The 1,372-nt window shown below is 67.9% G+C and carries 3 protein-coding genes; all 3 read left to right on the top strand.

The window, feature by feature from the left end; all coding sequences use genetic code 11:
• The coding region (locus A6M56_RS04690; RefSeq protein ID WP_286757821.1) for a hypothetical protein at nucleotides 1-192 on the top strand (192 nt) is incomplete at its 5' end.
• Nucleotides 193-264: 72 nt separating this feature from the next.
• Nucleotides 265-1,011, top strand: coding sequence for an SDR family oxidoreductase (locus tag A6M56_RS04695; protein WP_286757822.1), 747 nt, complete (start codon nucleotides 265-267; stop codon nucleotides 1,009-1,011).
• A gap of 11 nt (nucleotides 1,012-1,022) precedes the next feature.
• Nucleotides 1,023-1,372, top strand: a 350-nt coding sequence (locus tag A6M56_RS04700) for a citrate synthase family protein (RefSeq protein WP_502686877.1), incomplete at its 3' end; no start/stop codon positions are given.

Genomic DNA, 1,372 nt, shown 5'->3' on the forward strand with positions numbered 1-1,372 from the left:
ACCGATTTCGCGGCGCTGGCGCGCGCGCTGGGAGCGCAGGCGCACACCATCCGCGGCACGGCCGACCTGGATGCGCTCGACATCGACGCGATCTGCAGCCGCCAGGGGCCGACCCTGCTCGACGTGCACATCGATCCGGAACAGGTGCCGCCGATGAATCTGCGCATGCGGATCCTGGGAACGGCGCCGTGAGCGCGCAACTTCAGAGCCTGTTCAGTGTCTTTTTGGTGCATGCCAAAAGACACTGAACAGGCTCTTAACACCATGAAACTCGAAGGCAAGACCATCCTCATCACCGGCGGCACGAGCGGCATCGGGCTGGCCACGGCCATGCTGTTCCAGCGCGAAGGCGCGCAAGTGGCCGTGACCGGCCGCGATAGCGAAAACCTGGAACGGGCGCGGCGGGAGCTGGGCAGCCAAGCGCTGGTCCTGCCCAGCGACGCCGGCAGCCTGGCCGACATCGATGCGCTGATGCGGCAGCTCAAGGATCGCTTCGGCCGGCTCGACGTCCTGTTCGCCAATGCGGCAATCGCCAAGCCGGTGCCGTTCGAGGCGGTGACCGAGGCGTGTTTCGACGAAACCATGGACATCAACTGCAAGGGCGTGTTCTTCACGATCCAGAAGGCCCTGCCCCTGTTCGGCGCTTCCGCATCCGTGATCGTCACGACGTCCATCGCCAATCGGAAGGCATCCGCGCCGTTCGCCGCCTATGGCGCCAGCAAGGCGGCCCTGCGCTCGCTGGTGCAGTCGCTGAGCGCGGAACTGATCGGGCGCGGCATCCGCATCAACGCGATCAGCCCGGGGCCGATCGCCACGCCGATGTTCGACCGCTTCGGCCTGCCCGAGGAGGTGATGCAGGCGAGAAAGCGCGACATCGCGCAGAAGTCGCCGCTCAAGCGTTTCGGCGCGCCGGAAGAGATCGCGCAAGTCGCGCTGTTCCTCGCCTCCGACGCATCGTCCTACATCGTCGGCGAGGAAATCGTGGTCGACGGCGCCATGCGCTTCGTCTGAGGGAAATGAGCATGAGCGACATCGATCCGGCACATCGCGTCCATACCCGCATCTGGCAGGAAGAGCCCGAGCCCGGCAATCCGTTCGCCACCCGCGCCGCCTATTGCCGCGGCTATGACGTGTTCGGGCAAATGGTCGGCCGTGCGCGCTGGGTCGAGATGCTGGTGCTGCTGCTGCGCGACGAGCTGCCCGGCCGGGCGGCGCTGGACATGCTGGAGGCGCTGGCCGTCGCGCTGGCCAATCCGGGGCCGCGCGACGCGTCGGTGCATGCCGCGATGTGCGGCGGCGTCGGCGGCTCGACCGCGGCGGCATCGCTGATTGCCGCGCTGTCGGTCGGGGCCGGCCGTCACGGCGGGGCGCG

The sequence above is a fragment of the Ralstonia sp. RL genome (assembly GCF_001683835.1).
In the GTDB taxonomy this organism is placed as follows: Bacteria; Pseudomonadota; Gammaproteobacteria; order Burkholderiales; family Burkholderiaceae; genus Ralstonia; species Ralstonia mannitolilytica.